The sequence below is a fragment of the Treponema bryantii genome, assembly GCF_900113965.1.
GTDB lineage: Bacteria > Spirochaetota > Spirochaetia > Treponematales > Treponemataceae > Treponema_D > Treponema_D bryantii_A.
The window spans coordinates 266,234-291,959 of sequence record NZ_FORI01000002.1; the positions used below are offsets into that span (position 1 = coordinate 266,234).

22 protein-coding genes are annotated in these 25,726 nt (G+C 37.2%); 13 read left to right on the forward strand and 9 right to left on the reverse strand.

From position 1 onward, the window contains the following. Positions 1-89: 89 nt before the first annotated feature. Genes BM161_RS03885 through BM161_RS03900 form a run of 4 tightly spaced genes read left to right on the forward strand, consistent with a single transcriptional unit; the run spans position 90 to position 5,714 of the window. Positions 90-1,907 (forward strand): methyl-accepting chemotaxis protein, encoded by a 1,818-nt coding sequence (locus BM161_RS03885; protein WP_074930626.1) that lies wholly within the window; start codon positions 90-92, stop codon positions 1,905-1,907. A gap of 4 nt (positions 1,908-1,911) precedes the next feature. Beyond that, entirely contained in the window at positions 1,912-2,367 is a 456-nt protein-coding gene (locus BM161_RS03890; protein ID WP_074930627.1) for a chemotaxis protein CheW, read from the forward strand. Then, a complete protein-coding gene (locus BM161_RS03895; protein WP_074930628.1) occupies positions 2,360-3,922 on the forward strand; it encodes a response regulator in 1,563 nt (520 codons plus the stop codon). Before BM161_RS03890 ends, BM161_RS03895 begins: the two co-directional genes overlap by 8 nt. Then, entirely contained in the window at positions 3,915-5,714 is a 1,800-nt protein-coding gene (locus BM161_RS03900; protein ID WP_074930629.1) for an adenylate/guanylate cyclase domain-containing protein, read from the forward strand. Before BM161_RS03895 ends, BM161_RS03900 begins: the two co-directional genes overlap by 8 nt. Before the next feature lie 9 nt (positions 5,715-5,723). On the opposite strand, the gene BM161_RS03905 is transcribed toward BM161_RS03900, so the two are convergent. Further along, the gene (locus BM161_RS03905; protein WP_083425664.1) at positions 5,724-7,646 is read right to left on the reverse strand and encodes an EAL domain-containing protein; all 1,923 of its coding nucleotides are present in this window, start codon (positions 7,644-7,646) and stop codon (positions 5,724-5,726) included. 71 nt (positions 7,647-7,717) lie between these two features. Between BM161_RS03905 and rsxC the strand changes: the two genes are divergently transcribed. Genes rsxC through BM161_RS03940 form a run of 7 tightly spaced genes read left to right on the forward strand, consistent with a single transcriptional unit; the run spans position 7,718 to position 14,172 of the window. Next, positions 7,718-9,112: an electron transport complex subunit RsxC gene (rsxC, locus tag BM161_RS03910; RefSeq protein ID WP_074930631.1), complete on the forward strand. Its 1,395-nt coding sequence runs from the start codon at positions 7,718-7,720 to the stop codon at positions 9,110-9,112. Continuing rightward, positions 9,112-10,092, forward strand: coding sequence for an RnfABCDGE type electron transport complex subunit D (locus tag BM161_RS03915; protein ID WP_074930632.1), 981 nt, complete (start codon positions 9,112-9,114; stop codon positions 10,090-10,092). Before rsxC ends, BM161_RS03915 begins: the two co-directional genes overlap by 1 nt. Then, positions 10,092-10,709 carry an RnfABCDGE type electron transport complex subunit G gene (locus BM161_RS03920; protein WP_074930633.1) on the forward strand — a complete coding sequence of 206 codons (618 nt, stop codon included), beginning with the start codon at positions 10,092-10,094 and terminating at the stop codon, positions 10,707-10,709. Before BM161_RS03915 ends, BM161_RS03920 begins: the two co-directional genes overlap by 1 nt. Then, positions 10,709-11,425, forward strand: a complete 717-nt coding sequence (gene rsxE, locus BM161_RS03925; RefSeq protein WP_074930634.1) for an electron transport complex subunit RsxE — start codon at positions 10,709-10,711, stop codon at positions 11,423-11,425. Before BM161_RS03920 ends, rsxE begins: the two co-directional genes overlap by 1 nt. Beyond that, positions 11,425-12,000, forward strand: a complete 576-nt coding sequence (locus tag BM161_RS03930; protein WP_074930635.1) for an electron transport complex protein RnfA — start codon at positions 11,425-11,427, stop codon at positions 11,998-12,000. The genes rsxE and BM161_RS03930 overlap by 1 nt, the downstream gene beginning before the upstream one ends. A 10-nt stretch (positions 12,001-12,010) precedes the next feature. Then, the gene (locus BM161_RS03935) at positions 12,011-12,811 is read left to right on the forward strand and encodes an RnfABCDGE type electron transport complex subunit B (protein ID WP_074930636.1); all 801 of its coding nucleotides are present in this window, start codon (positions 12,011-12,013) and stop codon (positions 12,809-12,811) included. Between the two features lie 23 nt (positions 12,812-12,834). Beyond that, positions 12,835-14,172: an NCS2 family permease gene (locus tag BM161_RS03940; RefSeq protein ID WP_074930637.1), complete on the forward strand. Its 1,338-nt coding sequence runs from the start codon at positions 12,835-12,837 to the stop codon at positions 14,170-14,172. Between the two features lie 121 nt (positions 14,173-14,293). Here the strand turns inward: BM161_RS03940 and BM161_RS03945 are convergent, their stop codons facing one another. Next, positions 14,294-14,797: a 3-isopropylmalate dehydratase small subunit gene (locus BM161_RS03945; protein WP_074930638.1), complete on the reverse strand. Its 504-nt coding sequence runs from the start codon at positions 14,795-14,797 to the stop codon at positions 14,294-14,296. 198 nt (positions 14,798-14,995) lie between these two features. Here BM161_RS03945 and BM161_RS03950 point away from each other — a divergent pair, with 198 nt between their 5' ends. After that, positions 14,996-16,984: a glycoside hydrolase family 31 protein gene (locus BM161_RS03950; RefSeq protein ID WP_074930639.1), complete on the forward strand. Its 1,989-nt coding sequence runs from the start codon at positions 14,996-14,998 to the stop codon at positions 16,982-16,984. A gap of 90 nt (positions 16,985-17,074) precedes the next feature. Beyond that, on the forward strand, positions 17,075-18,184 hold the full coding sequence (locus tag BM161_RS03955; protein ID WP_074930640.1) for a cation diffusion facilitator family transporter: 1,110 nt from the start codon (positions 17,075-17,077) through the stop codon (positions 18,182-18,184). Positions 18,185-18,209: 25 nt separating this feature from the next. On the opposite strand, the gene BM161_RS03960 is transcribed toward BM161_RS03955, so the two are convergent. The 7 genes from BM161_RS03960 to BM161_RS03990 form a co-directional block, all read right to left on the reverse strand. Beyond that, positions 18,210-19,160, reverse strand: coding sequence for a D-2-hydroxyacid dehydrogenase (locus tag BM161_RS03960; protein ID WP_074930641.1), 951 nt, complete (start codon positions 19,158-19,160; stop codon positions 18,210-18,212). Between the two features lie 3 nt (positions 19,161-19,163). Then, entirely contained in the window at positions 19,164-19,367 is a 204-nt protein-coding gene (locus BM161_RS03965; RefSeq protein WP_074930642.1) for a cation transporter, read from the reverse strand. A gap of 164 nt (positions 19,368-19,531) precedes the next feature. Beyond that, positions 19,532-20,251 (reverse strand): DUF3298 and DUF4163 domain-containing protein, encoded by a 720-nt coding sequence (locus tag BM161_RS03970; RefSeq protein ID WP_074930643.1) that lies wholly within the window; start codon positions 20,249-20,251, stop codon positions 19,532-19,534. A gap of 97 nt (positions 20,252-20,348) precedes the next feature. Beyond that, complete coding sequence (locus BM161_RS03975) at positions 20,349-21,755, reverse strand: MFS transporter (RefSeq protein WP_074930644.1); 1,407 nt, start codon at positions 21,753-21,755, stop codon at positions 20,349-20,351. Beyond that, complete coding sequence (locus tag BM161_RS03980) at positions 21,752-22,414, reverse strand: TetR/AcrR family transcriptional regulator (protein ID WP_074930645.1); 663 nt, start codon at positions 22,412-22,414, stop codon at positions 21,752-21,754. The genes BM161_RS03975 and BM161_RS03980 overlap by 4 nt, the downstream gene beginning before the upstream one ends. Before the next feature lie 35 nt (positions 22,415-22,449). Next, positions 22,450-23,940 carry a DUF6937 domain-containing protein gene (locus tag BM161_RS03985; protein WP_074930646.1) on the reverse strand — a complete coding sequence of 497 codons (1,491 nt, stop codon included), beginning with the start codon at positions 23,938-23,940 and terminating at the stop codon, positions 22,450-22,452. A 30-nt stretch (positions 23,941-23,970) separates the two neighbouring features. Then, positions 23,971-25,617, reverse strand: coding sequence for a glycoside hydrolase family 36 protein (locus BM161_RS03990; RefSeq protein WP_074930647.1), 1,647 nt, complete (start codon positions 25,615-25,617; stop codon positions 23,971-23,973). Between the last annotated feature and the right edge of the window lie 109 nt (positions 25,618-25,726).

The following is a 25,726-nucleotide window of genomic DNA, read 5'->3' on the forward strand; positions in this document are numbered from 1 at the left end:
TTTTAAATTTTTCAATTCAAAAAAAGCATGTTATAATTAAAATATCCAAAAAGTTTTTATTTTGATATTTTTTCATGGAGTGTAATTAAATGGCAAAGAAAAATGCTTATAAGAACATGTCCACCAAGAAAAAGTCTAGAAAACTTTTCTGGGGAACACTGGCACCTTTACTTACAGTAACAATCGTTTCCTGTACTTTTTTCTATGATATCTCACATAAAATCATAGAGTATTATATTGATGCCCAGCTTACAGGCACAATCGAAAAAATTAATTCAAGTGTACTTGAAAGACTTAATCCTGTTATGGTAAATATCGAGGATTTCTCAAATTTTGCAAGTCTTTCTGATGATACTCAGATTTATGTACCGCTGGTTCAAACATTCCAGAAAAATCTTGAATATTCATCTGGTTTTTATTATTCATCAAAAAGATCAACCTTACAGGAAGGCAGCATATTTGTTCATAACAGCGGCTGGACCCCACCTGCAGGTTATGATCAAACTACAAGAGAATGGTTTAAGTCTGCCATAAATAATCCGGGGCAGCTTGCATTCTCATCTCCATTTATTGATGCAGATACAGGCGAACTGATTATTACAATTTCACATTCAGTAAATGACACAGAAGGAAACGTAAAAGGTATTGTTGCCTGTGATATTCTTCTTTCAAAACTAACATCACTTTTTGATAATACTTCAATTTCTAAAAACTCATCTGTAAATATGATTACTTCTGATGGTTACTATATTACAAACAAGGATTCTTCAAAAATCATGAAGAAAAAGTATTTCGATGAAACTCAATACAAAGGTGATCTTACAAAATGGATGAGGGGAACTCTCCAGACTTCAAAAGACAGAAAAAACTATTTTGCAATTAGTAAAGTAGGACTTTCTCCATGGTATATTGTAATTGAAGGACCAGTTAGAGATTTTACAGGACAGCTTTCAAATACAATCATTATTTTTGAACTTGCTTTAGCTGTCTTTAGTATTATTGCAGCCGTTTATAATATTTTTGTAATTAAGAAGATGAGAGAAGGCGAGCAGGAAATGGGAGCCGCTCTCTTTGAAGAAACTCAGAATCTTGTTGTCTCTGCAAAAGAAAATGCAGCCACAGCTCAAGATCAAAGTGCAGCAGTAAAAGAAATTGTTGCAACAATGGAAGACTCAAATGCACTTTCTGAAAGTATCTCTAAAAAGATTCAGGCAGTTTCAAAAGTTGCAGATAAAACATCTCGTGACGTTATTGACGGTGTAAATTCTATCGAAAAGAATGTTGCACAGCTTCATGCCATTTTTGATGCAAACCAGCAAACCATTGATGGAATGAAAATTCTCAGCGAAAGAATTGAAAGCATCTGGGACATTGTAACTTTGATTAACAATGTTGCAGACCAGGCAAAAATTATTGCTTTCAACGCCGAACTTGAAGCTTCCAGTGCAGGTGAAGCCGGTAAAAGTTTCCGTATTGTTGCCAATGAAATTCGTCGTCTTTCAGATGGCATTATCGATGGAACAAAAGAGATTAAAGAGCGTATTAATGAAATTCAACATTCTTCTGACTCACTTATTCTTGCATCTGAAAGTGGAACTCAGAAAATCAACGAAGGTTATGAGAGCGCTAAAAATCTTGGAGAAATGTTTGATAGTATCAAGAACTCAGCAGAGATCACTGCATCCTCTGCGGGAGATATTACAGAAATTATTCAGCAGCAAACTACAGCCTCTGAACAGATTCTTATAGCACTTAAACAGATTTCTGCCGGTGTTGAAAACTTCACTGTTGCAACAGATTCAATTTCTGCATCATCAGAAAACATTCGTACAATGTCAGAAGCAATGAACAACAGTATGAAGAGTTCAGACCAGGAAGAAAACTCTGCAAAAAAGGAAAGAAAATAAGCCTATGGCTGAAGAAGATAAAAAACTTGAAGCACAACTTGAGCGGCTCTACAACGGAAATGATACTTCTTATCTGATTTTCTCAATTCATTCTCAAAGATATGCTTTAAAGTCTTCTTTGATTCAGGAAATCATATATGATTCAAAAATTCATTTTATTCCGTTTACGCCAGACTACATAGAAGGAGTTCTTAATTGCCGTGGAATACCTTATACGGTTATCAATGTTTTGAAAATGGAAAAACAGGAAGATTCAGAAATTAAAGAAAAAGTCTTTCTGCTTTTCAATCGTAGTGATGATCATTTTTGTATTCATATATCTAATATAGAAGTTTTTTATGAACCGGAACAGGATGATATATTTAAAGACAAGGTAAAGTATAAGCTTAAATATATTCCGTTCTTTGATGCAGATATTATTGAAAAAAATATCTGTAAGGATTTAGGAAAGCATGAGTGAGTTATCAAATACAGTAAAATATTACCTCGAAGAAACCCGTTCTCTTATTTCCGATATCAGAAAAGCTCCGGAAGAATACCGTAAACATCTTCGAATTCTAAGTATGACAAAAGATAATTCTCATTTACTTGGTTATGAGAATATTTACAGATTATACAAAGCTCTTGAAGATATTTACAAAGCACTTCTTGATGATAAACTTCTTTTTTCTAAAAACGTAAAGACTCTTATTATATTAGTTCTTGATGAAATAACTCTACTGTGTAATATGGTAGAAGCTTCTGAAGATATTGAAACATTAGATGTTCGTCCTTACGTTTTATATTGTGACAAAGCTGTCGCTGGTGAAATTTTTGAACCAAAGCATCTTTTAAAACTTGCTAAAACAAATTCAAAATCATCTGGTAAAACAACCACAAGAAAAAAGCGTATTTCTGCAAAAGGTGAAGCAGAAGAGCAGAAAGATGAATTTCTTACAATCAATTCAAAAGCAATCGCAAGCGAAGTTACTCTTCATGAAGAGATGATTGCCCGTTCCTATATTATTAACAATCAGGTTTCAATGCTTAAAGCCGCTATTTCAGATAATGATATGCGCGGTATAAAAGAAGCTTACAAACTCCTTGCTAATGATACTCAGAACCTGCAGAACACTTTAAGAAACTCTCATGAAAATCTTGTTTCCTTAATTCAGGATGATGCTTACTTAAAAAGTCATCAGACCTTCACAGGCTTTTTTGTTACAGCAAATGACAAGAAGTTTATGATTTCATCTCAGTACATTCATGACGTTATCTGTGAAAGCCCATTGAATTATGAAGTAGTGCAGAATCAGAAAGTTACCAACTATGTAATTGAAAGTGAAACAGGTAACAAAGATGATGCAGAAATAGAACAGATTCCAGTTTATTCTCTTTCTTCACTATTCCCCGGCCAGAAAGCAAAATCGCTTAATGCCATGGATACAATTTTGATTGTAGATTATCAGACACAGAGAATTGGAATTATTGTTGATGCTGTTCAAAAATTTGTTTCTGTAATTAAACAGGATATGCCACCAGGATTTCATAATTTTACAGCTGTAACCGGTGTTGTCTTTGATGAAAAATATGACATGATTCCAGTATTAAATATGCCCGAAATTATGAAACGATTCCGTTCTCTGCGTGGATATGATGTAAAAAAATTTGAAGCCAATACTAAAAAACATATCAATAAAATTCTAATTGTTGATGATTCAGAAACAACCAGACAAATTGAACGAACAATCCTCATTGCAAATAACTTTACAGTTGATGAAGCGGTGGATGGAATTGATGCAATTGAAAAGATTAAGCAGAAGCAATTTGATCTGATTTTGTGTGACGATTATATGCCGCGTATGAACGGTAACTTATTCCTTGATAATGTTCGCCGTATGGAAAATTATAAAAATGTCCCTGTTGTTGTGATGGCAGACACACCTTTGGAAAAAGCAGATGCCTTTGTAAACAAAGCTGATTTTTCCCGAGAATTCCTTATATCAACTTTAAAAAGGATGTTGAAAGATGAATAGTAAAATTTTAATTCTTGAACCTTCAAAAACCACTCAATCTTTTTTGAATGATAAATTAAACAACACAAAATATACAGCCACTTTTGAAACAGACGGCTTAAAAATGTTGAACTTAATGTATACAACAAAGCCAGCCGCTGTATTAATAAACGCTAAGAGTGTAAATCCAAGAACTTCAGAACTTGTTCGTCTTATTAAAAGTGTTGAAGCGTTAAAGAATATACCTCTGGCAATTTATGCAACCAGTGATTTTACATTTGAAAATGCTTACATGACAAATACAGGCGCTGACATTTTTATTCATCTTGAAACAGATTCACTTATAGAGCGTCTTGATGATTTAATGCTTCTTGCAAAAAACAATCAGCTTTCCGGTGGCCCAATATTCTGCGATATTATGAAGAGTGGAATTGCAGAACGAATCTTCTCTTATATCAAAGATATTGGAGATCTGGGAACTCTTGCACAGAACTTTTTGAATCTTCTTACAGAGTTCTGTGAAATTCCTGCAGCATCTCTTTATCTTAGTGAAGAAGATGGAGCCGAAATCTTTTATATTACTGCTTCATCTTTTACAGAAACAGAAGTTAATGATTTTATAAAAGTCTGTACTTCGGAATTTGAAATGGTAGTTCCAGATACAAATATTCTTCAGGTAACTCCACAGTGTCTGAAGACTCAGTATCCTATTGATAAATACCACACAGCTAGTATTCCGCTTTCTGCTTTCCAGACAATCAAACTTATCAGTCAGGATGGAGGTAACATCGGTACTGTGAATGTTGTAAGGGAAGGGGCTTTTACAACTCATCAGCTGGACTTGCTTCAGTTCTGTACAATGCTTTTCAATTCACTTGTTGAAAACGCAATCACTCTTAAAAAGAAAATTAAGTTTGAAAAAAATATTCGCCGTGCATTCAGCCGCTTTGTTCCAGAACAGATTATTGATGAACTTGTTGATGGTGCTGCTTCTTCAGACAAGGTTAGTGTAGGTGAAAAACGAGATGTTGCAATTTTATTCAGTGATATCCGTTCGTTTACAAGCATTAGCGAATTGAATAAACCGGAAACTATTGTGGCCTTCTTAAACAGATATTTTACAACCATGTGTACAATCATCAAAAAACATGGTGGTACAATTGATAAGTTTATTGGTGATGCAATCATGGCTTTGTTTGGAGCACCGGTTAGTTATGAAGATAATGCCCGCCGGGCTCTTGCTGCAGCATATGAAATGAGAGAAGCATTGCCTTCTGTTCCGCTTGAAGATCTTGTTCTGCCACCTGGAATGACTTTTAATATTGGTATTGGTATTCACTATGGAGATGTAATTGTAGGATCTATCGGTTCTTCTGATAAAACGGATTATTCAGTAATTGGTGATAACGTAAACCTTGCTTCACGAATGGAAGGACTTACAAAAACTTACGGTTCAATGATTCTTGTAACTGATGCAGTAAAGAAAGATATCTATAAAACAACTGGCGGTACAGATGGTTTTGAGTTCAGATATCTGGATGATGTAAAAGTTAAAGGTAAGGAAAAGGCTGTTCCAATATATGCAATTGACCGTAACCGTGAAGAGTTCTCTGAAGCTTACCGCGATTTCTATACTAAAGGCTTTGAATTATATAAAGAAGGAAACTGGACACTTGCACGTGAATACTTTGAAAAGGCCGTTTCAGAAATTAATGATGATAAAGCAGCTAATTTAATGCTTGAGCGCTGTATAGAATTTGAAAAGAATCCACCGGAAAACTGGGATGGAGCAATTACTTTCCATACAAAATAAAGGCTTGGTTTATTCTATCTCAAAAACTCCGCTGTCAATTTTTGCTTCAAGTTCTTCGAGCGAAACAGGTTTGCTGAATAAATAGCCCTGAAGTTTTTCACAGCCAATTTCTCTAAGAAAATCACAGGCTTCCTGAGTTTCTACACCTTCAGTTACTGTCTGCATTCCAAGGTCTTTCGCAAGATTTATAATGTTCTTAATGATAGGGCGAGCCTTTTCGTTATTCTCAAAGTTTGAAAGGAATTTCATATCAAGTTTAATTAAGTCAAAATCAAACTCTTTAAGAACATTTAATCCTGAATATCCTGAACCAAAGTCATCAAGCCATAAAGCATAATCCTGGGAACGGAAACTCTTTAATTCTTCTTTAAGTTTAATATCATCTTCAGAGAGTGTACTTTCTGTAACTTCAATATGAATCATTGATTTATCAACATCATATTTTTTAAGACAGTTTTCAACTTCCTGCGCTAATTCAAGATAATCAAAATCCATGCGGGAAAAGTTTAGAGAAACCGGAAGAATTTTTCTTCCACGGTCAATTGCATTACGGATATTTTTACAGACTTGTTTTACAACATACATATCAAGTCTGTGAATCTGATAATATTCTTCGAGAGTCTGAATAAAGTCTGCAGGGGAGAGGAAACCGAACTGAGGATCTTCCCATCTTGCAAGTGCTTCAAGACCACACATCTTACCGTTAGAAGCATTAACTACAGGCTGATAGAAAACCTTAATGTATTCATTTTGAATCGCAGCATCAAAATTATTTATGATGTATTGCTTTTTCTGGAAATTCAAAGCCATGTTCTGGTCATAAAGACAGTAGGCAAGATTATAATGTTTTTTAATTGTGTTACATGCATATCTTGCATGATCGCAGGCAATGAGCGGAAGTACTTCACGATTTATCGGCTTATAAGCACCAACTTTAATTCCAAGCTTAATATCATAATCAAACTCCGAAACTCTTTTACAAATAGAAAGAACTTTGTCTTTGATTTTTACATCTTTTGTAAGTACAACAAAATTGTCATTAGAAAAGTGAGCGTGAATTGAATCTTCAAAAGTTTCTTTTAAGATATCAGCAAAGTTTTTTAAGAAAGTATTTCCTTCCCAAAATCCATATTTCTGATTAAGCATCTTAAAATTTTCAATATCAAAATAAAGATAAATCAGGGTATTAATATCAACATCTTTTTTATTCATTATCTCCAGAGCCTGACCACGGAAATAATTCATGTTGGCAATTCCGGTAACTTCATCACTAATTGAAAGTTTAAGAAGAATATCATGTGCCTGTTCAAGCTTTTCATCTTTTTTTGCTTCACTAAGCTTTTGTCTGTAAGCGTTAATTGCACTCAAAAGAATGATAATTAATACAATTGTAAGGTTTACTTTTGTTGCATATGACGCTGGAATCTGATGATTACAGATTGCAAAGAATATTCCATAAGAAGATCCAAGAAAAACAATGGAATAAAAAGGTCTCCATACAGTAAAGCAGAAAACCAGAATGGTCATTGTCATAAGGGTAATAAACTGTTCGCCCTTAAGATAATCCATATAAGAGATGTAAATACCAAAAGCAATTGATATGATGGAAAATACAAAACGGATTCCCCACCATACGGCTCTGTTTTGAACAATCTTTTTTTGATGTAAAATTGAATAAATTAAAAGTACTACGGCAGATAAAAATAGAACAAAATAGCTTACAAGATGAGTTACAAGCCAGGATGTTGAGCGATTTAAATCTCCAAGGTACTGGAAAAACAGGGTACTACAGATCATCCAGAATTCAAGTACTACAATGATTGAAGCTACATAAAAACTTGAACGAATATTTGAACGGTCAAAATATTCATTTGTATATTTTGTGAATTTCTCGATGCCTAAAAATTTCTTCAGTGAATCAAATCTGCCCATATTATATATAATTCTAAATCCAAGCTCTCAATATTGCAAGTTAGAAAATCTAGGTTTATAATGGTAATATTATGAGAGCAAAGACATTTCGGGGTGGAATTCATCCCAAAGAGTATAAGGAACTGAGCAACCAGTGCCCTATAACTCCTGCGTTCCCAGCATCAAAAACCGTTACAATTCCGGTTACGATGGGTGGTGCGCCAAATCAACCGCTTGTAAAAGTTGGTGATGAAGTTGCGAAAGGACAGGTTATTGCCTCTGGTGAAGGCTTTATGAACTGTCCGGTTCATTCTTCCGTTTCTGGAAAAGTTAAAAAAATCCAAAATTGTCTGGTAACTGCAAATGGTACAGCACCTTGTATTATTATTGAAGCTGATGATGCAGGGCGCGAAGCATATCTTCCTGTATTAAATCCTTTTGAGACTACAAAAGAACAGGCTTTAGCACGTATTAAAGAAGCAGGTATTGTTGGTATGGGAGGAGCATCTTTCCCTGCCCATGTAAAACTTAATCCACCTGCTGATAAAATCATAGATTATGTTCTGGTAAATGCCGCAGAATGTGAACCTTATCTTACTTGTGATGAACGTACAATGGTTGAACAGCCGGCAAAGGTTATAGATGGCCTTGCAATTGTTCTTCATATTGTAAACGGCGGTAAGGATGGTCAGGGACACGCAAAGGGTATTATTGTTCTTGAAGACAACAAGGCATATATTCTTCCATCACTTGAAAAGGAAATTGCTGCTGCGGGCTACAACGATAAAATGTCGGTTTGCCTGGTAAAGACAAAGTATCCTCAGGGTGCGGAAAAGTTTATAGTTTCAGCTGCAACGGGGCGCGAGATTCCTAGCGCAAAACTTCCTGCAGATGCGGGCTGTGTAATTTCTAACGTTGGTTCTGTATGTGCAATCAGTGATGCATTCAGATTGGGAATGCCTTTGATTGAAAGAGCGCTTACAATAAGTGGTGGCGCTGTAATTAAACCTGTAAATCTTAAAGTTCCAGTAGGAACTATTGTAAGTGATCTTATACCTTCATGTTTTGCCTTAAAAACAGAAGGAGCAGGGGTACCTGTAAAGATTATTTCGGGCGGTCCTATGATGGGCTTTGCAATGGTATCTGCAGATTTCCCTGTTGCAAAAGGTACCAGCGGTGTTACATTCCTTACAGAAAAAGAAACCTTCCTTGAAGAAGAATCTCAGTGTATTTCCTGCGGTTCATGTGTTGCAAAATGTGCAATGCGACTTTCACCAGCTCTGATTGTTCGTGAACTTAAGGCTGGTAATATAGAAAAGGCTAAGAGTTTTGGTCTTATGGATTGTATTGAATGCGGTTGTTGTGCCTTTGTTTGTCCTGCTAAGGTAAACCTTATTCAGAGAATCAGACTTGGTAAGGGAATTGTACGCCAGCAGATGGCAGAAGCAAAGGCTAAGGCTGCAGCAAAAGCTGAAGGAGGCAAGTGATGAGCGATAAATTACATGTATCTTCAAGCCCTCATTTTAATTTGAAATGTAATACAACAATGATTATGGGAACTGTGCTTTTTGCACTTCTTCCTGAAGTCATTATGGGTATTGTTTTATTCCGCTGGGCAGCTTTAATAAGAATTCTTATTTCAGTTGCTTCTTGTATATGTTTTGAATATATCTTCCAGAAGGTAACTAAGCAGAAGGTTGTAATTGGAAATCTCTCTGCCTGTGTTACCGGTGTTATGATGGCACTTGTAAGTCCTTCAACTGCTCCTGTATGGATTTTTGTTGTTGGTGCAGCAGTTGCAATGATTGTTGCAAAGGGACTTTTCGGTGGAATCGGTTCTAACGTATTCAACCCGGCTTTAACTGGCCGTGCCTTTATGTTCCTGAGTTTCCCTGCTGCCATGGGTGCAAGCTGGATGGCTCCAAAAACAATTTCAGCTGTAGATGCTGTTTCATCTGCAACAACTCTTTCTGCTATTAAGGCTGGAAGTTTTGCAGTAGAAAGTGGAACTTACTGGCAGTACTTTATTGGAAACAGAGCAGGTTGTATTGGTGAAACTTCAACCTTATTGATTTTGATTTCTTTTGCATTCCTGGCACTGGCTCACATTATCGACTGGCGTGCTCCTCTTGCGATGGTAGGAACTGTTGCAATCTGTTCTTGTATTGCCGGTGAAAATGTTGCCATGGCATTGATGACTGGTGGACTTTTATTTGGTGCAACTTTCATGGTAACTGATTATGCTACAGCTCCTCTTACTAAAAAGGGCCGCCTTATTTTCGGCTTTGGCTGTGGTCTTATTACTTTCCTTATCAGAAAGTTTGGAGGATATCCGGAAGGCGTTATGTTCTCTATTTTGATTATGAACAGCGTTGCTCCTTTCTTAAACAATCTGACAGCTCGTAAGTATGGCTACGGTAAAAAAGCCGGTCGTCCTGCAGACGCTGCAACAAAGGAGGCAAAATAATGGCTGAAGCAATCAAAAAAGAAAATGCCTGGAGCATGATTCGTCTTGGTCTTATTCTTGCAGCTTATGCTGTTGTTGCCTGTGCAATGCTTGCAATCGTAAATAATTTTACAGCTCCAAAAATTGCTCAGAATCAGGAGCGAAAGGTTAGTGCAGCAATGCAGGAATTCTTCCCTGATAATGGACTTACCTTTGAAACAGTAAAAGATTTTACACCTCCAGTTGTTGGTGCAATTACAGTTGATGAAATGTATGTTGCAAAACGTGGTAATGAAATTATTGGCGGTGCCGCTCAGGTTTCTGGTCCTACTTATGATCAGGGATCAATTCTTATTGGTATTAAAACTGATGGAACTGTAGCTGGTCTTAAGTTCCTTAAACTTACAGACTCTCCAGGTTTTGGTCTTAAAGCAAATGATTCTACGTTTAAACTTCCAAACGGTAAAACCTTCTATGGACAGTTTGAAGGAAAGAATGCAAAATCAGGCTTTACTGCCGGAGAAAACTTTGATGCAATTTCCGGAGCAACAATTACAAGTGTTGCAGTTTCTTCTTTAATAAATGAAGGAGCAAAAAATATCTTTAAATACTTTGACATGAAGGGGGTAGCAAAATAATGGCAAACACAAAACTTAAAACCTTTGTTAATGGTTTCCTTCGTGAAAATCCTCTTCTTGTTTTGAACATCGGTTTGTGTTCATCTCTTGGTGTAACAACAAGTATTTTCAACGGTCTTGGTATGGGCGTTGGAATGACCTTTGTTCTTGTTATGAGTGAAATCGTAATCAGTATTTTCCGTAAGCTGATTCCTTCGGCAATCCGTCTTCCGGTTTTCATTACTGTAATTGCAGCATTTACAACAATCGTTCAGCTGGTTCTCAATGCCTATGTTGAATCTCTTTACAATGCGCTTGGAGTTTTCATTCCACTCATCGTTGTAAACTGTATCATCATGGGACGCGTAGAAGCTTTTGCTTCCAAAAATAAAGTTGGAGATTCTATTCTCGACGGACTTGGAATGGGAATCGGATATACAATTGTTCTTGTTGCAATTTCTTTGATTCGCGAGCTTCTTGGTGGTGGAACACTTTTTGCAGGTACTGCACTTAAGATTGATGTTCTTCCAGAAGCTTACCGTATCGGTATCTTTAACAGTGCACCGGGCGGCTTCCTTGTATTCGGTATTTTAGCTGCATGTCTTCAGGCATGGAAACAGTACAAGCAGAATAAAGCTGATGAAGCAGAAATCGCTGCATTGAAAGAAGCTGAAAAACCAGCCGAAGTTGAAGCGCCAGCCGCTGTTGCACAGCCTTCTGAGGGAGGAGCACAATAATGGAAACAATTAAACTTTTTATAAAATCTGCTCTTATTGATAACGTAGTTTTCATCCAGTATCTGGCAATCTGTCCTTTTATTGGTATGACAAATGATACTGAAAAAGCAACAGGAATGGGTCTTGCAACTACTTTCGTAATCATGCTGGCAACAGCCGTAACCTGGCCAATCTATAAGCTTGTTATGGTTCCTCTTGGACTTGAGTTCTTACAGACTCTTTTCTTTATTCTTGTAATTGCTTCTCTTGTACAGCTTGTTGAGTTCTTCCTTAAGAAGATGTCACCTGGCTTGTATAACGCAATGGGTGTTTACCTTGCTTTGATTACTACTAACTGTGCTGTTCTTGGTATTACAATCAACTGTATTTCAAAGAACTACAATTATATTCAGAGCCTTGTTTATGCCTTTGGTTCTGCTATGGGATTCTTAATTTCAATGGTAATTATGAGTGGCGTACGCAGCAGAGTTAAGACAGCTAATCTTCCAAAGGCTTTTGCAGGAACTCCAATATTGTATGTTTGTGCAAGTTTGTTGAGCTTAGCGTTCTTAGGCTTTAAGGGATTGATTAAGTAAGGAGAGCTGAATGAATATAATTTTATATACAATAATAGTTTCTGTAATCATTGCTTTCCTTCTTGGTGTTTTACTTGGACTTTTCAAAAAGATTTTCCATGTAGATACTGATCCAAAAGTTCAGAAGGTAAGAGATGCGCTAAGCGGTGCAAACTGTGGTGGTTGTGGACTTGCAGGTTGTGATGCTTTTGCTTCTGCCGTAGTAAAAGGTGATGCTCCAACAAACGGTTGTGTTGCCGGTGGTTCAGACTGTGCTAAAAAAGTTGCAGAGATTCTTGGACAGGCTGGAGTAGAATTAAAGCCAAAAGTAGCTTTCCTTGCCTGTGCCGGTACAAAAGACTGCGCTGCAGATAAAGCAGAATATATCGGAATCAAAACCTGTAAGGCTGCTCAGCTTACAATGAATGGTACAAAAAAGTGTGCATTTGGTTGTATAGGACTGGGCGATTGTGTTAAAGTATGCCCTTTCGGAGCTCTCTACATGGGAGACGATGGACTTCCAAAGGTGAACAAAGCAAAATGTGTTGCCTGTGGAAAATGTGCTGCAGCATGTCCAAAACATCTATTCCGTCTTATTGATGCTGATTTGAAAGGTGCAATCGGTGTATGTTCTAACAAGAGTGATAATAAGGTTCAGATTAAAAAGGATTGTTCTAAAGGCTGCTTTAAATGCGGTATGTGTGCACGCAAGTGTCCGGAGCAGGCAATTGATGTAAGTTCAGGTCTGCCGGTAATTGACTGCACAAAGTGTACCAGCTGCGGCACATGTGTTACCGCATGTGTTGATAAGGTTCTGGTTTTATTAAAATAGTTAATCCATAGGAGGAAATATATATGGAAAAGTTATTTAAGTTACAGGAAAGAGGTACCACAGTTTCGAAAGAAATTATTGGTGGTATTACAACTTTCCTTGCAATGGCTTACATTCTTGCTGTAAACCCAAGCATTCTTTCTACTTCTGGAATGGGCTGGGGTGCAGTATTTACAGCCACAGCACTCTCTGCTGCTATTGCAACTCTTGTAATGGCATTCTGCGCAAACCTTCCTGTTGCTCTTGCACCAGGTCTTGGTCTTAACGCATTCTTCACATACACAGTAGTTCTGGGTATGGGATGTTCTTTCCAGCTTGCACTTACTGCAGTTCTTCTTGAAGGTGTGCTCTTTATCATACTTTCTCTCTGCGGTGTTCGTGAAGCAATCATCAAATCAATTCCTGAAGGTCTTAAAAAGGCTGTTGCTGTAGGTATTGGTCTTTTCATTGCTATCATTGGTCTTGCTAATGCAGGTATCGTTTCTACAGAAACTGGAACTCTCATTGGATTTGTAAACTTTACAATGGCTAACAAGACAGCAATTGTTGCTGTAATTGGTCTCATTCTTACAATCGTTTTGTACACATTGAAAGTACCAGGAGCAATCCTTATTGGTATTATCATTACTACAATTATTGGTATTCCATTTGGAGTAACAACAATTCCTGAAGATTTCAAACCATTCTCAGCTCCATCAGCTCCACATTTCTTTGCTTTTGATTTCAAGGGAATCTGTTTTACAACTGCAGGAAAGTTCTCTTTCGCAGTTCTTGGACAGTTCTTCGTAATCTTCTTTACATTCCTCTTTACAGACCTCTTTGATACTATCGGAACTCTTCTTGGTGTAGCAGAGCAGGGTAACCTTAAAGATGAAAACGGTGAAGTTGCAAATGTGAAGGGCGCTCTTATGGCTGATGCTGTTGGTACAGCTGTTGGTGCTTGTCTTGGTACTTCAACTGTAACATCATTTGTTGAATCATCTTCTGGTGTTGCTGCTGGTGCACGCACAGGTCTTGCTTCTGTAACAACTGCAGTTCTCTTCCTTGTATCACTCTTCCTCAGTCCACTCTTCTTCCTCATTCCATCAGCAGCTACAGCTCCAGCATTGATCTTCGTTGGATATTTGATGATGAAGTCTGTTGTAGACATTAAGTTTGATGATCCAACAGAAGGTATCCCGGCATTCATCACAATCATGACAATGCCATTCTCTTACTCAATTGCTAAGGGTATTCAGTGGGGTATCATTTCTTACGTTATCGCTAAGTGTGCAGGAAAGAAAGTTAAAGACATCCCTGTAGTTACATGGATTCTTGCTGTTATCTTCCTGGCTGATATTATTTTCGAAGCTTGTAAATAAAGGCTCAGAGGCTTAGTTAAAGCAAAAAGGCTGTCCTTCCGGGCAGCCTTTTTTTATGGATTGCTTCGCCTTCGGCTCGCAATGACGTCATTGCGAGGAGCGCCAGCGACGTGGCAATCTATTATATTTTAGCAAACAAAGTTTTCTCAGATTCATCCACATTAAACTGATAGCTCTTAGAAAGAGAACCTGCAATAAGTTTTACCTTTGCAGTTCCATCTTCATTCAAAACTACCTTACATTCTGTATCTTTATCTGCAAATGTGCGGAACATATCTGCAAGAGATTTTCTGTCAATTTCAATAGCCATAAGATCATTTGCAAACATATCCTTACGGAATGCTTTTGCAAAAGTTGGAGCTACAACAGTATTAATTCCGTTAGCTTCAAGTGCCCATGAGGCATGTTCACGTTCTGAACCACAGCCGAAGTTTTCTTTTGTAATAATTACCTTTTTACCGGCAACATCACTTTTTGGATTAAAACCTTCAACCTTAAGATTTTCAAAAAGGTGGGAAGTAAGCTCCTGTTTAGGAAGCTCTGCAAGATACTCTGCAGCAATAATCTCGTCGGTATTGATATCCGAACGATCCAAAAACAGCACAGCGCCACCAAAAGTTTTCATTTTAATAAGTCTCCTAATAATTATCATACGACGAACATACGTCAAGTTAAAATATACCATTAAATGATTTTAAAAGAAAGTGTTTTCCTGCTTGTTTAATAAAAATTGATTTTTACAATAATACTGAAAATTTCTTACATTCAAATAACAAAAACTTGTGCTATAATTAAAACATTACAAATAATTAGGAAGGAATTTATGTTTTTAGAAGCAAAAAATGCACTTGTATTCAAAAAGGCTAATGAAACTTTAATGATTGAACCTTGGGGAAAAGATTCTCTTCGTGTGCGCTCAACTTTGGAAAGCGCTTTTATTGATCGTGATGTTGCTCTTACAGAAAAGATTAATCACGGCACTGCTAAAATCAGCGTATCAGAAAACAGTGCCTCAATTAAAAACGGAATGCTGGAAGCACGTCTTAATTATAATGGTGTAATTTCTTTTTATAAAAATGATAAATTAATTTTACAGGAATACTACCGTCAGTATGATCCAACTGCAACAAAAGAAAGCTGCTGTACTAAAATTATCAGCCGCCAGTATCAGGGAATCATCGGTGGAGACTATTCGCTTACAGTTCGCTTTAATCCTAACGACGACGAAAAGCTTTTTGGTATGGGACAGTATCCTACACCTTATCTTGATATGAAGGGCTGTACACTTGAACTTGCACAGAGAAATAGCCAGGTTTCAATTCCTTTCGCATTATCAAATCTTGGCTACGGCTTCCTCTGGAATAATCCTGCTGTAGGTAGAGTTACTTTTGGAAAGAACATTACAGAATGGCATGCCGAAAGTACAAAAGAAATGGATTACTGGATTACAGCCGGTGATACACCTGCAGAAATTGTTGAGAAATATACAGCTGCTGTTGGACGAGCTCCAGCTCTTACAGAAGACTATCTTGGCTTCTGGCAGTGTAAACTTCGCTACCGCACACAGGAAGAAATCCTTACAGTAGCACGCAAATATAAAGAAATGGGAATTCACCTCGATGTTATCGTAATTGACTTCTTCCACTGGCCACGGCAGGGAGACTGGTTCTTTGATAAGGAATACTGGCCTGATCCAAAGGCTATGTGCGATGAGCTTCACGCAATGGGAACAAAGGTTATGGTTTCTGTATGGCCTAATGTTGATAAAAAATCAACCCACTTCTACGAAATGCAGGATAAGGGCTATCTGATTCGTTCAGACCGTGGTTCAAACCAGAGCTTTGACTGGCAGGGCGACTGTCTTGCAATTGATGCAACAAATCCTGAAGCACGCGAATACCTCTGGGAAATCTGTAAAAAGAATTATGCTGATTACGGAATCGATATGTTCTGGCTTGATAACTCTGAACCTGACCTTAATATTTATGATTTTGGAAACTACAGATATCAGATGGGACCTGGTTTACAGGTTGCAAATATTTACCCTCAGATGTACAGCCGTGCTTTCTACGAAGGTCAGAAGAAAATGGGGCAGAAGAGCATTGTAAACCTTGAACGCTGTGCATGGGTTGGAAGCCAGAAGTATAATCAGATTATCTGGAATGGTGACGTTCAGTCTACATGGGAATGCTTCAGAACTTCTGTTTGCGAAGGTTTGAACATGGGTATTGCAGGAATTCCTTGGTGGACAACGGATATCGGCGGCTTTATGTACGGTGATGTTCGTACAGAAGAGTTTAAGGAATTGTTGATTCGCTGGTTTGAATGGGCTGTATTTACTCCGATTTTACGTCTGCACGGTGACCGTGATCCTCACGATATTCCATTACTCGATAAGGATCCACAGAGAGGTTACGGTGGAGGACACTTGTTCACCGGACGTGACAACGAAATCTGGTCTTATGGAGAAGGTCCTCAGAAGATTATGGAAGAGCAGATTAAACTACGTGAAAAGATTAAACCTTATGTAACAAAGGTAATGAAAGAAGCAAGCGAAAACGGAAGTCCTGCGCTCAGAACAATGTTCTACGAGTTCCCAGAAGACGAGAAATGCTGGAACCTCAAAGATCAGTACATGTTCGGTTCAGACTACCTTGTAGCCCCTGTAATGACACCACAGACATTCAAACGTGATGTATACCTGCCTGCCGGTAAGTGGGAAAACATCCACGACGGAAAAGTATATGAAGGCGGTCAGACAATTACTGTGGACGCACCGCTTGAAGCTATTCCTGTTTTTGAAAGAAAATAGTAATATAGATTGTCGAGGCAAGCTCGACAATGACAATGCTTTAAATGTCATTCCCCGGCTTGACCGGGGAATCTTTTTTAAGAGGCGTTTATGAATCGTGAAAAAACAATCATCAGAACCAGTATAATCGGTATTGCAGCAAATATTTTCCTTTCTGCATTTAAGGCTTTTGTCGGAATCATCACAAACTCCATCGCCATCATTATGGACTCTGTAAATAACCTTAGTGATGCGCTTTCTTCGGTAATTACAATTGTAGGAACAAAGCTTGCCGGAAAACCTGCAGATAAAAAGCACCCCTTTGGTCACGGAAGGGCAGAATACCTTACAGCACTCGTAATTGCGGTGATTATTCTTTATGCGGGTTTAACGGCTTGTATTGAATCTGTAAAGAAAATCATAAATCCTGTTACTCCAGATTATAATACTGCTTCCATCGTAATCATCAGTGTTGCAGTTGTTGTAAAGATTGTTCTTGGACTTTATGTAAAGGCGAGTGGCAAAAAAGTAAATTCTGATTCCCTGATTGCAAGCGGACAAGACGCTTTAATGGATTCCATCATTTCTGCTTCTACAATTCTTGCAGCGGCAATTTTTCTTATCTGGCATATTTCTCTTGAGGCATATCTTGGAGTTTTAATTTCCTTTGCAATCGTAAAGGCGGGTATTGAAGTACTGCGCGAAACAATCAGCAAGATTCTCGGCGAGCGTATTGATTCTCATCTTTCAAAAGAAATCAAAAGAACAATTGTTTCCTGTGATAAGGAAATCCTTGGTGCTTACGATTTAGTTTTGAATAACTATGGACCTGATATGCATGTAGGTTCAGCTCACATTGAAGTACCTGATACCTGGTCTGCAGATAAGATTGACTCAATGTCCCGCAAAATTGCAAATGAAGTTTATGTAAAACACGGCGTTGCAATGAGCGCAATCGGAATCTATTCAGTAAACACAAAGGAAAATTCAGCCGCCCAAATTCGCGAGCGTGTTAGCAAAATTGTAATGGAACACAAAGAGATTTTACAGATGCATGGCTTTTTTGTTGACGAAAAAACAAAGCAGATGCGCTTCGACATTATAGTTTCTTTTGATTCTCTGAGCATGAAAGAAATGTTCAACCACGTAGTCCAGGACGTAAAAGACGCATTCCCAGACTACGATGTTCAGGTACAGTTTGACGTTGATATATCAGATTGATGGTGGTTTCGATACGCCCTTCGGGCTACTCAACCACCGTATTAATCGGCTTCCCGCTCAACCATGCTTTGAGATTCTCTTCTGCAATGCCCTGAAGACGTTTACGAGTCTCGCGTGGTGCCCAGGCAATATGAGGTGTAATAACGCAGTTCTTTGCCTTCAATAACGGGCAGTCTGCGTTCATTGGTTCATTCAAGAGAACATCTGCCGCATAACCTGCAATACCATCATTATTAAGATAATCTGCAAGATCCTTTTCAACAACAAAGCCACCACGGGCTGTATTAATAAGGTATGCAGACTTTTTCATAAGAGAAAGACTTTCTTTGTTAATTATATTTTTTGTCTGTTCTGTAAGAGGAGCGTGGAGTGTCAGAAAATCTGAACGCTTTAATAAATCTTCAAAACTAACTGCTTCCGGCATTCCTTCTTTTGGAGTTCTTGTACAGCAGATAATATTCATTCCAAAAGCTTTTGCAATTTCAGCTACTTTTTTTCCGATATTTCCGTATCCAAAAATACCAAGAGTTTTTCCATTAAGTTCTGAAAGACTTCCGTTCCAGAAGCAAAAATCACGGCATTTTACCCAGTCTCCTGCCATAACAGAAGCACTGTGCTGAGCAACCTGATTTGTAAAATAAAGGATAAAGGAGAAAACATGCTGTGCAACTGACTCTGTAGAGTAGGCAGGAATATTTGTAACTATTACTCCATGTGCACGTGCAGCATCTAAATCAATTACATTGTAACCTGTTGCAAGAACACCAATATATTTAAGATTAGGGCAGGCATCAAAGATTTCTTTTGTAATCTGGATTTTATTAAGAAAAACGGCATCTGAATTACCGATACGTTCGATTACTTCTTCTGGAGAAGTTCTTTCGTATACCTTGTAATCAACAATGCCGTCTAAAAAAGTCCATGGAAGGTCACCCGGATTTACCGCATGACCATCTAGAATTGTAAGTTTAACCATAGATTAGCCGAGTACGTCTACACCGCAACCAGAGATTGCAGCATTGATAGCAGCTTCTGCACCTGCATCATCGTAGTCTACGAGTACCTGAGATTTTTCGCAATTTGCTACACAGTTAGTAACTCCAGCAACTGCAGCAACAGCAGCCTGAACTTTACCTGCTGTTCCATCATCAAACATACCAACTACATATATTTTTTTCTGCATAAGAAAACCTCATAAATTGAAAAGTTAACTCTCTGTTATAACCAAATCCAATATAAAATAAATATATATTTTGTTCAATATAAATCCATAGGGTAATTCACTAAAATACTAGAAGTGTAGCGAATTGTACAATAAAAAAACTAACTAAAACGTTATAGTTAGCATTACTTAACTTGTATTTTTTGAATACCATATGAGTATGGAGCTACTGAATATGGTTCAAAGAATACATATACTTTAGCACCATCTACTGTAAATATTTCAAAATTTCCAGCTTGAGGAAATGCTCCGGTGTTAATCATTTCTCGCATTGCATCTTTTTCTGCCGGGGTTATTGCTGATTTATTTTCATCAATTAGTGTTTTATATAACTGATTTCTGCACACAGAAGAAATATCATTATAAGTCATTTCTGTGGCATTTATAATATCAATATATTTTTTAGTTTCGATATTATAATTCAGGCTGGCAAGGTTTGTTGTTCCGTGAGCACCGCCGCTGAAAATATAAGTATTTATAAGCACACTTATAATATTTTTTGTACCAGAAACTTCGCAATTAACAAGATATTCAAAAGGTGGAAGCTTTGCGTCTCCTCTAACATTTAATGCAACAATATCATTCCATTCTTTTTTAGAATATGATTTAAAACTTTTCCAGTTATTAACAATTGTATTTTCAATTCGTTTGTTTAATTCTGGAGTATTTTCAAATTGTGGATAGCTGATTTTTGTTTCAAGGTAATTTAAATTTTCATCAATAGTAACAGTCTGATATTTTTGTGAAAATTTGAGATCACTGTTTCCACCCGGAAGTGTAGCACAGGAAACAAAAAGAAAGGCTATTGCAGTAATTAGTAAGTAATGAAATGATTTAGTAGTCATATAAGTTTCCTTTTTTTTAAATATTATAATATGAAAATAAGTGGAAGTACAGAAATTCTTAAAATAAAAAGCCGGGCTTTAAGGCCCGGCTGGTAATTTATTCAGCTTTGTTTTCTACTTTTTCAATGGTTGACATAACTCTTTTTTCATTAAAGAAAGACATAATAATGCCACCAATCAAACAACAGATAGAAGCAACCAAAGCAACTACACGATAACCTGTAGTTGAACCTGCAGCCACAGCTTCTCCTGCATTTTTTGCAACACCGATTGTTGCAAGAGAAGTGAACATAAGCATTGCGAGAGACTGTCCAAGTTTCATTGCAAATGTACGTGCAGCATAGAACATACCGCTTCTTGATTCACCTGTTTGGATTTCATCTTCAAGAGCAATATCAGCAACGATTGTCTGAGGGATAATTCCAAAAATTGCCTGAGGGAAAGATCCAAGAATTACGATAATAGCTGCCTGTATGTAAATTGGAATGAAAGAAAGTATTTCTCCAGAAAGTGCTGTAAATCCAAATGTAAGAACAAAACCAAAGAAAGCAGCAATCAAAAGCTTTTTCTTTCCCCATTTTGCAGTCATTTTTGTAACAAATGGATAATAAGCAAGAGAAAGCAGAGTAAGACCAACAAACATAACTGTTGTCATGCTTTCAGGAAGCTGCAGTAAACTTGTTACAAAGAAGGCAAGACCAGTCTGGAACATTGCAAGTCCGAAGAAGTAAATAATATCCTGAGCAACAAAGATTCTGAAATCTTTATTCTTGAAAGTCTTTGCAAGTGATGAGAACATATTTGAGCTTGAAGGTGTTGCATCGCAGTAATCTTTTTCATTGATTCCAAATGCAGGAACAAGCATAAAGATTGTAGCAAGAACAGAAAGAATAGCAAAAGTAATACGCATTGCAGGAATTCTTGCCATTCCACCTTTAATCAAAACATCCCAGATTACAGGAGCAGTGTATCCAATACCAGTACCAACAATAAAGGTTAATGAAATACACATTGAAAGATTAAGTTTTTCTTCCTGATTGTTAGGAAGCTCTGCAAGTAAGGATGTGTATGGTGTACAATAACATGTAATCAAAAAGTAGTAGGCGAGTACTGTAACAAAAAGCCATACTGTATTAATTCCACTAACACCATTAATTGGAGTGCAGAAAATAAGAATGAAAACAATTCCAAGTGGAATTGCAGACCAGCGCATAAATGGAATACGGCGGCCAAGCTTGCTCTTACAGTTATCTGACCAGTTTCCAACAAGAGGATCAGTTACAGCATCAAAAACACGTCCAAGAGCAGTAACAAGACCAATTAAAGTAAGAATTCCAAGAACAACACGGCCCTGAGGAATTAAAGAAATCATACCATCATTAATGGCTTCCTGGTTTGGCTGATAAAAATATACAAGCCAAGAACCAATAAGTCCGCTGATGATAGACCAGCCCAACTGACCAATGGCATAACACCACATAATTTTTTTTGAAAGAGATTTCATTTCAAGCCTCCAATTAAAACTTTACCCAGAAGCTTAAGCTGCTGGATCTCATCTTTTGTTGCATCCATCTTAAGCATTTTTCCACTTAAACTGAGTTTCTGTGTTGCAGAGAAAAGAGTATGCATAAGAGAATAATACAATTCATTTTCATGTGTTTTGAACTGACTGTTAATTGAACCGTCTTCAATACCTTTGAAAATTGCTTCAGAAATAATTTTCTGAACAGATTCAATTACAGCCTGATAAGGAATTAATCTTTCGCCATCTATTTTCTGACAAACACAGTAAGCATCAAAGAAATAGATATAACGGAAAAAATCAGGTTCATTCTGATAAAGCTTAAAAAACAAATCAAAGATTTCTTCAAGCTGATTAATTCCATTTTTATTGTAATAACCAGAATCATCAAGAATCGGAAGAATCATTTTCTTACGATTTTCCCAAGCCCAGATTGCAGTACGGATTGCAATTTCATCTTTTGTCTCAAAATAACGGTAAAGAGATGCAACACCGATTTCAGCATTTTTCGCAATATCGGTCATTGCAATTGCATCAATACCAGTATGAGAAAAGAGTGAAAAAGCAGACTGCAGAATTCTTTCAATTCTTGCATTCTTTAATTCATCTCGTTCTTCTGCCAGTTTTTCTACTGCAGTCATAGTATATGCTGTCCTCCTTTTTTTTAATTTATAGTTTATAAATTACGTCCGTGAATTTCGCCTGCGGCAATTTTCACTGCCTTGTAGGCTCCATCATAAGTTCCTTTTTTCTTTTCATCAATGATTGCATGACACATACCTTCAATAAGTGAAGGTTGATTCATAATCATCTGAACAACCTGACATGCATATTCCGGAGTTTCGCATTCCTGTGTTCCGTCACCAAGTTCTGCAGAGTGAATTGCTCCCCACATTTCGTGACCACCAATACGGCGGATAAAAAGTTTTGGAACAGGATAGAAAGCAAGCTCACTTGGTTTTGTAACAAGAATATCAGTTGCACGCATAAGAAGGTTTGTGATATATACGGCACCAAAAATATCTTTATTGCAGAAGGCATGAATACCAGTTCCTGCATCTGTATCAAGACCATCAATTGCTTTGTTTGCAAACTCAAGTTCTTCATTCCAGTTATTGAAATGCTTTGTAACAGAAACAGAACCATCTGCAAATTCCGGAATCATTCTCTGAAGCATGTTCCATACGTTTTCGTAGTCACCACAGTTCAGATAAATACAAGCCTTATTATTCTTTACATATGGTAAAAGAGTTTTGATAATTGATGCAAAGAATTCTCCCTGTGCACCAGCTCCACCAATTGTAAACAGGAAGCGGATTGGCTTTCCTTCTTTTGCTCTGGCAATTCTTGCTTCACAGTCTTTTTCAATATTGCTTACGATTTCGTGATCAATATAGTGACCAGTCCAAACAATATCTTTATCAGACATAGGATTCAAAATCTTGTTGCCATCAAAACCATGAAGGGTTCTGTATCCCCAGTATGTGTTGTAAGTCTGAACTGTATGAACAGCTCCTTCGCTAAGATGAAGAGCCATTGGCCAGTTATCTGGAATTGCATTTACAACATTTCTCATTCCAGCGTGAATTGCAGCCTGGCTTGGCCAAACGTGAGTTGCGATAAAAGGTGTGTTCTGAGGAATCTCACGGAAGAGAGGAGTCATAAGTTCTGCAGTTACCTGATCTCCAGCATTGTATGACAGTTTCTTGAAACCTTCGTAATTAAGTGGTTCCCATACAATCTTATTAAAAAGCTTGAACTTCTGAGAGAGACGGCTTCCTGTAGAATAAAGATTATTCTGATAAGAAATGATTTTGGTACAGGTTGTTTCCGGGAAAGAATTAAGGTCGAGCCAGAGTGGAGTATAGCCGAGAGATTTTGCAGCACTTGCCATAGCCATAGAGATTCTGTAATGACCGAATCCCATTCTGATGTTTCCAATAATGAGAGGCTTTTGAGGAAGTGATTCTGTAAATGTATCTGTCTGAGCTTCTTTATCTGTAACAATTGTATGACAATTAAAAGCCGGAGTAAGAACTTCGTTTTCTTTTAATGTAAGATGATATTCTGTTTTTCTGTCATCACCAAATTTTCTAAGGAACTTCTTCTGAGTTCTAAGCGCCTTTTTATAAACGCTGTTTTCAATTTCATTACCAAATATTTCCATGGTTTTCTCCTTGTTTCCTTTTACACATTGTTATGCTTTCTGAATTACAAACTCTGTTTTGCCAGATAAATCAATATGTCCAATGTAGCTTCCAGATTTTGAGATGATTGTGTAATAATCTTTTTCATTCTGAACAATCTCAAATTCTTCATTTTCATATTTATTTGTAAACTCCAGAATTTCTTTAGTTAATTCTTTTTCAGCTTCCTTTGCATTTCCCGGGTCATCAGAATACATAAGCTGACTACCAAAAAGTTCATTTACTGCAGCAATGAGGAATTTCTGATTTTTTGTAAGAGTACAATTTTCTTCGCGAATGAAAATAACATCCGGGTCATTAATAAAGATTGTATTGTTCCAAAGAGCGTGTCCGAGAGTATCTTTAATATTAAGATAAGCTTCGTTACGTCCATTCCAATTGATAAAACGGAGCATTGGATTAGTCCATTTTTCAAGAGTATCACAACCGATTCTTGAAAGAGGAAGATATTTAAAGCTTAATTCGAAAGGACATCCACAACCTAAGTATGCAACAGGCTTTCCGTCTTTAGTTACTTTTCTTGAAGTGATTGTCTTTAATGCTCTTGTAAAGATTTTATAAGAAGCGGTTTTCTGTGAATAATTCCCCCAGAGCATTCCTGCGTAAAGGAAATCGAGCTTTATATATCTGAAGCCCCACTGATTAATAATCTTGTCGAGAATTGAATCTAGATGAGCAATTACCTCATCACGGCTTAAATCAAGGCAATAGAAAGTTCCTTTCTTTCCCCACAAAGGGTTGTATCCTGCAGGAACAAGATTTCCGTTTTCATCGCGTAAGAGCCAGTCTGGATGTGCAGTTGCAGTTTTACTTCTTGAGTCAATAATAAATGGTGCAATCCAGAGTCCAGGAATAAAGCCCTGTGCTTCTATATCTTTTGTGATGTTTGAAAAAGAATCTGGGAAGCGTTCTGAATTAAGGTCCCAGTCACCCAATGCCTGTTCCCAGCCATCATCTATCTGGAAGATTTTTGAAGTGTAGTTTCCAAGCTTAATGATGTTGTCTGTTGTTGTAAGATTTTTTAAGTCTTCGCGGATAAGGTTTTCGTTAATGTTAGCATAGTGATTGTACCAGCTTTCCCAGCCTGCTGGTTTTGAACCGAGGAATTTTACTGATTCAAAATGTTCTTTACCAAAAACAGCAGCAAGTTTTTCCTTGCATTCAAAAAATGATTCTGCGGTAAAGATTTCAATACGGGCAGTAATGTCTCCGTCTTTCCATTCATTTCCCTTATCACAGATTTCAATGCTTACGGTATTTTCTTTACGATTAAAAATAAACTGAACGGGTGGGAGAGTTCCGCCAACATTTCCTACAGAAGCAAAAACAAGATAATAATTGTTCCATCTGAGATATGTTACAAACTGTCCGAGTACAATGTTACGGTCCGGCTTGTGGCTAGTCTGTGGGAATACTAAGTAAGCATTCCATTGATTTATGAGACGGCAGGTAAGGGAAGGCTGCTTTTCTTCTGGGAATACATCTGTACAAGGGCTCCAGCTTTGCCAGCCACCGATATTAATACATGCATTATTTACACGGTATTTTGATTCATCTACAAAATCACTTAAACGAAGAACATCGATAATTGAATTGTTCTTTGCAGTGTAGTCAGAATGAGCCTGATATGTTTTCATATTCCCTTCCTGTTTTGATTTCTATAGTTGTGATAGTATTACTATCACTCTGATAAATATCATAACATAATAAAAAGGAATGTCAAATGAATTTTAATAAAAAATTATT

Bases quoted from the DNA above. Each gene is read 5' to 3' on its own strand.
- BM161_RS03915 (WP_074930632.1), top strand. From the start codon at position 9,112: ATGAGCGATAAATTACATGTATCTTCAAGCCCTCATTTTAATTTGAAA.
- BM161_RS03955 (WP_074930640.1), top strand. From the start codon at position 17,075: ATGAATCGTGAAAAAACAATCATCAGAACCAGTATAATCGGTATTGCA.
- BM161_RS03935 (WP_074930636.1), top strand. From the start codon at position 12,011: ATGAATATAATTTTATATACAATAATAGTTTCTGTAATCATTGCTTTC.
- BM161_RS03975 (WP_074930644.1), bottom strand. From the start codon at position 21,755: ATGAAATCTCTTTCAAAAAAAATTATGTGGTGTTATGCCATTGGTCAG.
- BM161_RS03905 (WP_083425664.1), bottom strand. From the start codon at position 7,646: ATGGGCAGATTTGATTCACTGAAGAAATTTTTAGGCATCGAGAAATTC.
- BM161_RS03895 (WP_074930628.1), top strand. From the start codon at position 2,360: ATGAGTGAGTTATCAAATACAGTAAAATATTACCTCGAAGAAACCCGT.
- BM161_RS03890 (WP_074930627.1), top strand. From the start codon at position 1,912: ATGGCTGAAGAAGATAAAAAACTTGAAGCACAACTTGAGCGGCTCTAC.
- BM161_RS03985 (WP_074930646.1), bottom strand. From the start codon at position 23,940: ATGGAAATATTTGGTAATGAAATTGAAAACAGCGTTTATAAAAAGGCG.
- BM161_RS03970 (WP_074930643.1), bottom strand. From the start codon at position 20,251: ATGACTACTAAATCATTTCATTACTTACTAATTACTGCAATAGCCTTT.
- BM161_RS03965 (WP_074930642.1), bottom strand. From the start codon at position 19,367: ATGCAGAAAAAAATATATGTAGTTGGTATGTTTGATGATGGAACAGCA.
- rsxC (WP_074930631.1), top strand. From the start codon at position 7,718: ATGAGAGCAAAGACATTTCGGGGTGGAATTCATCCCAAAGAGTATAAG.
- rsxE (WP_074930634.1), top strand. From the start codon at position 10,709: ATGGCAAACACAAAACTTAAAACCTTTGTTAATGGTTTCCTTCGTGAA.
- BM161_RS03950 (WP_074930639.1), top strand. From the start codon at position 14,996: ATGTTTTTAGAAGCAAAAAATGCACTTGTATTCAAAAAGGCTAATGAA.
- BM161_RS03930 (WP_074930635.1), top strand. From the start codon at position 11,425: ATGGAAACAATTAAACTTTTTATAAAATCTGCTCTTATTGATAACGTA.
- BM161_RS03940 (WP_074930637.1), top strand. From the start codon at position 12,835: ATGGAAAAGTTATTTAAGTTACAGGAAAGAGGTACCACAGTTTCGAAA.
- BM161_RS03960 (WP_074930641.1), bottom strand. From the start codon at position 19,160: ATGGTTAAACTTACAATTCTAGATGGTCATGCGGTAAATCCGGGTGAC.
- BM161_RS03980 (WP_074930645.1), bottom strand. From the start codon at position 22,414: ATGACTGCAGTAGAAAAACTGGCAGAAGAACGAGATGAATTAAAGAAT.
- BM161_RS03900 (WP_074930629.1), top strand. From the start codon at position 3,915: ATGAATAGTAAAATTTTAATTCTTGAACCTTCAAAAACCACTCAATCT.
- BM161_RS03920 (WP_074930633.1), top strand. From the start codon at position 10,092: ATGGCTGAAGCAATCAAAAAAGAAAATGCCTGGAGCATGATTCGTCTT.
- BM161_RS03990 (WP_074930647.1), bottom strand. From the start codon at position 25,617: ATGAAAACATATCAGGCTCATTCTGACTACACTGCAAAGAACAATTCA.
- BM161_RS03885 (WP_074930626.1), top strand. From the start codon at position 90: ATGGCAAAGAAAAATGCTTATAAGAACATGTCCACCAAGAAAAAGTCT.
- BM161_RS03945 (WP_074930638.1), bottom strand. From the start codon at position 14,797: ATGAAAACTTTTGGTGGCGCTGTGCTGTTTTTGGATCGTTCGGATATC.